Source organism: Meridianimarinicoccus zhengii (assembly GCF_003254465.1).
Lineage (GTDB): Bacteria > Pseudomonadota > Alphaproteobacteria > Rhodobacterales > Rhodobacteraceae > Meridianimarinicoccus > Meridianimarinicoccus zhengii.
Map to the genome: position 1 here is coordinate 22,841 of NZ_QDFI01000053.1, position 7,292 is coordinate 30,132.

The 7,292-nt window shown below is 70.3% G+C and carries 7 protein-coding genes, 1 tRNA gene and 1 pseudogene; 4 read left to right on the forward strand and 5 right to left on the reverse strand.

Going from position 1 to position 7,292, the window contains the following annotated elements; all coding sequences use genetic code 11:
• Positions 1 to 13: 13 nt before the first annotated feature.
• The 4 genes from DDE13_RS15695 to DDE13_RS15710 all read left to right on the forward strand — a co-directional run bounded on the left by DDE13_RS15695 (position 14) and on the right by DDE13_RS15710 (position 3,484).
• Complete coding sequence (locus DDE13_RS15695) at positions 14 to 973, forward strand: methyltetrahydrofolate cobalamin methyltransferase (RefSeq protein ID WP_111405227.1); 960 nt, start codon at positions 14 to 16, stop codon at positions 971 to 973.
• A gap of 43 nt (positions 974 to 1,016) precedes the next feature.
• Positions 1,017 to 1,256, forward strand: coding sequence for an N-(5'-phosphoribosyl)anthranilate isomerase (locus DDE13_RS15700; protein ID WP_235868729.1), 240 nt, complete (start codon positions 1,017 to 1,019; stop codon positions 1,254 to 1,256).
• 82 nt (positions 1,257 to 1,338) lie between these two features.
• Positions 1,339 to 3,375, forward strand: coding sequence for an ASKHA domain-containing protein (locus DDE13_RS15705; RefSeq protein ID WP_111405228.1), 2,037 nt, complete (start codon positions 1,339 to 1,341; stop codon positions 3,373 to 3,375).
• A 35-nt stretch (positions 3,376 to 3,410) separates the two neighbouring features.
• Positions 3,411 to 3,484 (forward strand) — tRNA-Gly (locus DDE13_RS15710).
• Between the two features lie 71 nt (positions 3,485 to 3,555).
• Here the strand turns inward: DDE13_RS15710 and DDE13_RS15715 are convergent.
• The 5 genes and pseudogenes from DDE13_RS15715 to DDE13_RS15735 form a co-directional block, all read right to left on the reverse strand.
• Positions 3,556 to 4,053, reverse strand: coding sequence for an SPOR domain-containing protein (locus tag DDE13_RS15715; protein ID WP_111405229.1), 498 nt, complete (start codon positions 4,051 to 4,053; stop codon positions 3,556 to 3,558).
• Entirely contained in the window at positions 4,050 to 4,697 is a 648-nt protein-coding gene (gene upp / locus DDE13_RS15720; protein ID WP_111405230.1) for a uracil phosphoribosyltransferase, read from the reverse strand. The genes DDE13_RS15715 and upp overlap by 4 nt, the downstream gene beginning before the upstream one ends.
• Positions 4,681 to 5,670: an adenosine deaminase gene (locus DDE13_RS15725; protein WP_111405231.1), complete on the reverse strand. Its 990-nt coding sequence runs from the start codon at positions 5,668 to 5,670 to the stop codon at positions 4,681 to 4,683. The genes upp and DDE13_RS15725 overlap by 17 nt, the downstream gene beginning before the upstream one ends.
• Positions 5,667 to 6,869 (reverse strand): phosphopentomutase, encoded by a 1,203-nt coding sequence (locus DDE13_RS15730; protein ID WP_111405232.1) that lies wholly within the window; start codon positions 6,867 to 6,869, stop codon positions 5,667 to 5,669. The genes DDE13_RS15725 and DDE13_RS15730 overlap by 4 nt, the downstream gene beginning before the upstream one ends.
• Positions 6,869 to 7,292: pseudogene (locus tag DDE13_RS15735) on the reverse strand (thymidine phosphorylase); the annotation flags it as partial. The pseudogene DDE13_RS15735 and the gene DDE13_RS15730, both read right to left, overlap by 1 nt.

Consider the following 7,292-nt stretch of genomic DNA (forward strand, 5'->3'; position numbering starts at 1 on the left):
AGGACCCCGCGCCATGACCCGCACCACCGTCGAATCCGCCACCCGCACCGTCATCATCGGCTTCGACGCGCCGTTCTGCGTGATCGGCGAACGGATCAACCCCACGGGGCGCAAGAAACTCGCCGCCGAACTGGAGGCCGGGGATTTCTCCACCGTCGAACGCGACGCGCTGGAGCAGGTTGCCTGCGGCGCCATGGTTCTCGATGTGAACGCGGGCGTGGTCTACAACTCCAATCCCAATCCCAACGAGACCGAGCCGCCGCTGATGGGCAGGATGATCGAGTTGGTTCAGGGGCTCGTGGACGTGCCGCTGTGTATCGACAGTTCGGTGCCCGGCGCGCTGGAAACGGGGCTTCAACTGGCGACCGGGCGGCCGCTCCTGAATTCCGTCACCGGCGAAGAGGAGCGGCTGGAAGCGATCCTGCCGCTGGTGAAGAAATACAACGTCCCCGTCGTGGCAATCTCCAACGACGACACGGGCATTTCCGAAGACCCGGACGTGCGCTTTGCCGTGGCGAAAAAGATCGTGCAGCGTGCCGCGGATTTCGGCATCCCGGCCCATGACATCGTGGTGGACCCGCTCGTCATGCCCGTGGGCGCGATGGCCAGCGCCGGGCAGCAGGTGTTCACGCTCGTGCGCCGCCTGCGGGAGGAGCTGGGCGTGAACACGACCTGCGGTGCGTCCAACATCAGCTTCGGCCTGCCACACCGCCACGGGGTGAACGCGGCCTTCCTGCCCATGGCGATCGGGGCCGGCATGACGAGCGCGATCATGAACCCGCTGCGCGCGGCGGAAATGGAAGCCGTGCGCGCCGCGAACCTGCTGATGAACCATGACCCGAACGGCGCGGCCTGGATCGGCTTTTCCCGCGTTCTCGACGCGGTGAACGAAGGTGCGAGCTTCGCCGAGGCGAGCCAGGCGGCCGCGACCGCCGGCGCCGGGCGGGGCGCCCGCCGCAGGCGGCGCGCCTGATCCTTCAGGAAAGTGGAAACCATGTTCGCGTCAGCATCGGGACATGAATATCCTCTCCGACCTGCCCCTGACACGGGCGAGCCAGATGTGGCTCGACCAATTCTTCTCGTCCCGCGCCGCACTGACCGGCGGTGTTGTCCGGCGCATGGCGCGCGACGTGCACCGGATGGTAGGGCGGGCGCCGCTGACACGCGAGGTGCAAACCCGCGGGTTTCCTATGGTGCGGATCGGCGAACAACACGTCACTCTGTGCAACCGTGGCGACCTCACCCTCATCTGCTGACGCTGCCAAACACCAGAAAATTAGCCAATTTTCTGGTGCGCCGCACGCCATGTGGCCACGGCCTCGGCGCATTTGTGCCGCGATGACAGATGCCGCCGTGATCTTCATGCCATCGGGCAAGCGCGGGCGGTTTCCGGTGGGCACGCCGGTCCTGTCCGCCGCCCGTGCGCTCGGCGTGGATCTCGACAGCGTGTGCGGTGGGCGGGGCATCTGCGGACGCTGCCAGGTCGCCCCGAGTTTGGGACATTTCCCCAAGCATGGCATGACGGCAACCGCCGATGCCCTGTCCCCGGTCAACGCGGTCGAGACGCGCTACGCCGACAAACGCGGCCTGTCACCGGGCCGTCGGCTTGGGTGCCAGGCCGTCATCATGGGCGACATGGTCGTCGACGTGCCGCCCGAAAGCCAGGTGCACCGGCAGATCGTGCGCAAGGATGCCAGCGCGCGCGCCATGCAGATGGACCCGGCGACCCGCGCCTATGTCATCGACGTGGCACCGCCCGACATGCACGATCCATCGGGGGATTTCGAACGGCTCGCCGAGGCGCTCGCGGCACAATGGGGCGTCACGGGCCTGACCTGCGACCCGGTCTTGCTGCCGCGTCTCCAGGGCGCGTTGCGCAGGGGTGGCTGGCAGGTCGCCTTCGCCGTCCATGACGATGGGCACATGCTGCCCTTGCTGACCGGTATCTGGGCCGACCTGCCCCCGCGCGGGATCGCCGGGCTCGCCATCGATCTCGGCTCCACGACCATCGCGGCGCATCTGTGCGATCTGGCCACCGGCGACGTGCTGGCCTCTGCCGGGGTGATGAACCCCCAGATCCGTTTCGGCGAGGACCTCATGAGCCGCGTGTCCCACGCCATGCTCGACCCGGCCGGGACCGCACAGATGGCGACGTCGGTGCGCAGCGCGTTGGACGGGCTGGTGGCGGATCTCGCCGCCGAGGCCGACATCCCGCCCGACACGATCCTGGAACTGACCCTCGTGGGTAACCCGGTCATGCACCACCTTCTGCTGGGCATCGATCCGACCGAGCTGGGGCAGGCCCCCTTCGCGCTGGCCCATCAGGGCGCCTTGCGGCTGGCTGCGCGCGAACTTGGGCTGACGGCGCTGGCTCCCGCGGCCCGTGCCTACCTGCTGCCGTGCGTCGCGGGCCATGTCGGCGCGGATGCGGCGGCGGTGGCGCTGTCCGAGGCGCCGGACCGGTCGGACGACCTCGTGCTCGTCGTCGACGTGGGCACCAATGCCGAGATCCTGCTGGGCAACCGCGACCGCGTGCTCGCCTGTTCCTCCCCTACTGGCCCCGCCTTCGAGGGCGCGCAGATCAGCGCGGGCCAGCGCGCCGCCCCCGGCGCCATCGAACGGGTCCGCATCGACCCCGCCACCGGCATCCCGCGCTTCCGGGTGATCGGCTGCGATCTGTGGTCCGACGATCCGGGCTTCGCCGAGGCCACCGAGGTTACAGGCATCTGCGGGTCAGGCATCATCGAGGCGGTGGCGGAACTGCGCATGGCCGGGCTGCTCGATGCGTCGGGCCTTCTGGGCGGGCCGGAGGCCACAGGCTGCCCGCGCATGATCCCCGAGGGGCGCACCTTCGCCTACCTGCTCCACGACGGCAGCACGAGCGGACCGACCATCACGGTGACGCAAGGCGACATCCGCGCCATCCAGCTCGCAAAATCCGCGCTTTACGCAGGTGCCCGCCTGTTGATGGACGAATTCGGCACCGACCGCGTGGACCGCGTGGTGCTGGCGGGCGCGTTCGGCGCGCATATCTCGGCGCTGCACGCCATGGTGCTGGGCATGATCCCCGACTGCCCGGTCGACCGGGTCACCAGCGCGGGCAACGCCGCCGGAACGGGCGCGCGCATGGCGCTGGCGTCCCGCAGCGCACGGTCCGAGGTGGAGGCGCTCGTGCGCCGCATCACCAAGGTCGAAACCGCCATCGCGCCGCGCTTTCAGGAGCATTTCGTGGCCGCCAACGCCCTGCCACACGCCACGGCTCCGTTCCCGCACCTGCGTGCCGAGGTCGCGCTGCCCGAACCGCATTTCGGGGCCGCAGCGGGCACGCGCCGCCGGGGCCGGGCGCGGCAGGCGGCGACGCAGGAAGATACTTGACCGCGCCCCGCGCCAAGGCTAACCACCGGTCCATCGCGGGTGTAGCTCAATGGTAGAGCAGCAGCTTCCCAAGCTGACGACGAGGGTTCGATTCCCTTCACCCGCTCCATTTCCCGGACACCGCTAGCGCAAGACCAACCCCCCGTAGCGCGCCCGCAGGGCCATGCGTGGCGCCGCCGTTCACTCGCTCTGGCGCAGGAACGCATCCGGAAAGCCGCGCCCGCGCAGGGCGCGCCGTGCCTCCGCTGCGGTAGCCTCGTCGGCAAATGGCCCCGCGAAGAGCACGCGAAGCCGCGGGAAATCCTGACGCCACAACCGGTATCCCTGCGCCTGCAGGTCCGCCGCCACCCGGTCGGCCGTGCCCCCAGCCGAAAAGGCACCCAGTTGCAGGTAGATCCCCGGTTCCGGGAAATCCGGCACGGCCCCCGCGCGGCTGGGCGGGATCGCGGGCAGCGCATCGGACAGCGACGGCTGCACGCTGGGGGGCTGGCCGCACAGCGGCGCGCCGTCCGGGCCCAGCCGCTGCGCCCATATGATGTCACCGCCCAGTTCCGCCCGGTGGAACACGCAGCCCGCACTGTCGACATAGACCGGCGCGGACCAGCCCGCGGGCGGCGCCTCAGCCGGGGTCTGCGCCTGCGCCGCCCCCGCCAGCAGGATCAGCGCGAGCCGCCTCATTTCGTGCCGAACATGCGGTCGCCCGCATCCCCGAGCCCGGGATAGATATAACCCTTGTCGGTCAGCCCCTCGTCCAGCGCCGCGGTCACGATGGGCACGTCCGGATGCGCCTCCTTCATCCGCGCAACGCCTTCGGGGGCGGCCAGCAGACACATGAAGCGGATGTTGCGCGCCCCCGCCTGTTTCAGCAGGTCGATCGCCGCGGCGGACGAATTGCCCGTCGCCAGCATCGGGTCGAGCGCCACGACCAGCCGGTCGCCCAGCCCCTCGGGCACCTTGAAATAGTATTGCACCGGCTGGAGCGTTTCCTCGTCCCGGTAAAGCCCCACGAACCCGACCCGCGCCGAGGGCACCAGTTCCAGCACCCCGTCCAAGAGCCCGTTGCCCGCCCGCAGGATGGAAATCAGCGCCATCTTCTTGCCGTCGATCACCGGCGCGTCCATCGGCATCATGGGGGTGTCGATCCGCTTGGTCGTCATGTCCATGTTGCGGGTGATCTCGTAGGCGAGAAGCTGGCTGATCTCGCGCAGAAGCTGGCGGAACTTGGCGGTCGAGGTCTCGACATCGCGCATGTAGGTCAGCTTGTGCTGCACCAGCGGGTGATCGACGACGGTCAGGTGCGGCACGTCATGCGGGGCGGTCATCGGCGGGCTCCAGTCGCTGTGTCATCTCGGCGCGGGTGGCGACATCGCAGAACGCGGCCGCCATCGCGGTGCGGTTCATCGCGGCAAAATCCGCCTCCGTCCAGCCGAAAGCGGCGGCAAGCCGGTCGTATTCCCAGCCCAGCCGGGTGCGAAAGAACGACGGATCGTCGGTGGACAGGCACACGGGCACCCCCGCATCGCGCAGCCGCGCCACCGGGTGGGCGGACCAGTCGGGGTAAAGCCCCAGCGCGATGTTGGATCCCGGGCAGACCTCCAGCACGATGCCGTCGCGTGCCAGCCGTTCGACCAGCGCGGCATCCTCGATCGCGCGCACGCCGTGGCCGATCCGGCTCACGCGCAGGTCGTCGAGCGCATCGCTCACCGACCGCGGCCCGTCCCATTCGCCCGCATGGGCGGTCAGGCCCAGCCCGGCTTCACGCGCCATGTCGAAGGCATAGGCGAAGTCGCGCGGCACCCCGGCGCGCTCGTCGCCCGCAAGTCCGAAGCCCGTGATGAACTCCCCCGCGGTTTCCGCGGCACAGCGCGCCGCGCGCTTCGCGGAATCGGGGCCGAGGTGGCGCACCGCCGTCACCACACCGCGCAAGCGCGGCCCACCCTGGGCCGCCACGCCCGCCGCAGCGTCAGCCATGGCCGCGACATAGTCGCGCCACGCCGTCAGATCGCCGCCGCCGCAGAAATCGGGCGACAGGAAATGCTCGGTATAGATCACGCTCTCGGCCGCCTGCGCCTCCAGCACGGCCGTGACGAGCCGGTGATAGTCGCCTGGCGTGCGCAGGACGGAAGTCGCGGCCTCGTACACCTTCAGGAAATGCCAGAAGTCGCGGAAGGCGTAGCCGCCATCCTCGGCAAAGACGCCGGTCAGGTCCGTGCCCTGCCGCTGCGCCAGGTCGCGGATCAGCGCGGACGGGGCCGCGCCTTCGACATGCAGATGCAGTTCGACCTTGGGGATCATGGCAGCACATCCCGTCCCGGCCCCGGAGCGGTGAGGCCCAGATGCGCGGCGACGCTGGCACCTACATCCGCGAAGGCGCAGACGCCGACCGACCCGCCGGGGACACCGGGGCGCAGCCCCAGCACCGGCACCCGCTCGCGGGTATGGTCCGTGCCGCGCCATGTCGGATCGTTGCCGTGGTCGGCCGTGATGACCATCAAGTCGCCCTTGCGCAGCCCCGACGCCGCCCGCGCCAGCCCGCCATCGGCCCATTCCAGCGCACGGGCATAGCCGGTGACGTCGCGCCGGTGGCCGTACAGGCTGTCGAATTCCACGAAATTGGCGAAGGTCAGGCTGCCATCGGGCGCTTCTGCCACCGCGTCGCACAGATGTTCCATCAGCACCGCGTCCGTTCCTTTCCGCACCGTGTCTATCCCCCGCCCCGAGAAGATATCCCCGATCTTCCCGATGGCATGGACCGTGCCACCCGCCCCCTGCACCCAGTCGCACAGCGTCGGCGCGGGCGGGGCGATGGCATAGTCGTGGCGGTTGGCGGTCCGGGTGAACCCAGTCTCTGCATCCCCGACGAAGGGCCGCGCGATGACGCGCCCCACCCGCATGGCATGCAGCCGTGGCGCAAGGTCCGCACATAACTTCAAAAGCCGCTCCAGCCCGAACGTGTCTTCATGCGCGGCGATCTGGAACACGCTGTCGGTGGAGGTGTAGCAGATCGGCCAGCCGGTGCGGATATGCTCGGCCCCCAGCCGCGCGATGATCTCGGTCCCCGAGGCATGGTCGTTGCCCAAAGTGCCGCCCGTGCCCGCCAGGGCGGCGACCTCCGCCATCAGGTCCGCGTCGAAGGCGGGCACGGTGCGCGGGAAGTAATGCCAATCCCACGGCACCGGCACGCCGGCCAGTTCCCAGTGGCCCGAGGGCGTGTCCTTGCCGCGCGACACTTCCTGCGCGCAACCCCAGAAGGCCCCCGGCACGGTGCCGCCCGGCCCGTCGCGGCCATGGGCCAGCGCCATGGCCCCCCGCAGCCCGAGACTATCGAGAAACGGCAAGGTCAGTGGCCCGCTGCGCCCGTCTTCGGCCCGACCCGCGGCACATTCCCCTGCGATATGGCCCAGCGTGTCGGCCCCGGCATCGCCGTACTCCGCCGCGTCCGGCGCCCCGCCACAGCCCACGCTGTCGAGCACGACAAGGAACGCCCGCGCCATCAGCCGATCCGCCCATGCACCAGCGGCGGAACGGCCCCGGGTGCCGCGCCCAGCAGGATCGCCGCGCGCACTGTCGCCAATACGGCGACGGCATCATCCTCGGTCGCGGCATGGACCATGGCCAGCGGATCGCCCACGGCGACCTGCGCGCCCAGCCGCACCACGCGCGACAGGCCGACCCGCGGGTCAATGGCATCGCCCGCCTGACGCCGCCCGCCGCCCAGCCGCACGACCACGTCGCCCAAGCCCGCGCCGTCGATGCCGACCACGTAACCGGCGCGTTCCGCCGCCAGCGGCACGACCACCGGCGCGCGGGGCAGGTAGCGGTCGGGCACCTCGATCAGGTCTGCGGGTCCGCCCATCGCCACGACCATCGCGCCGAAGCGTTCCGCAGCGCGCCCGTCGGCCAGCGCCGCCAGCGCG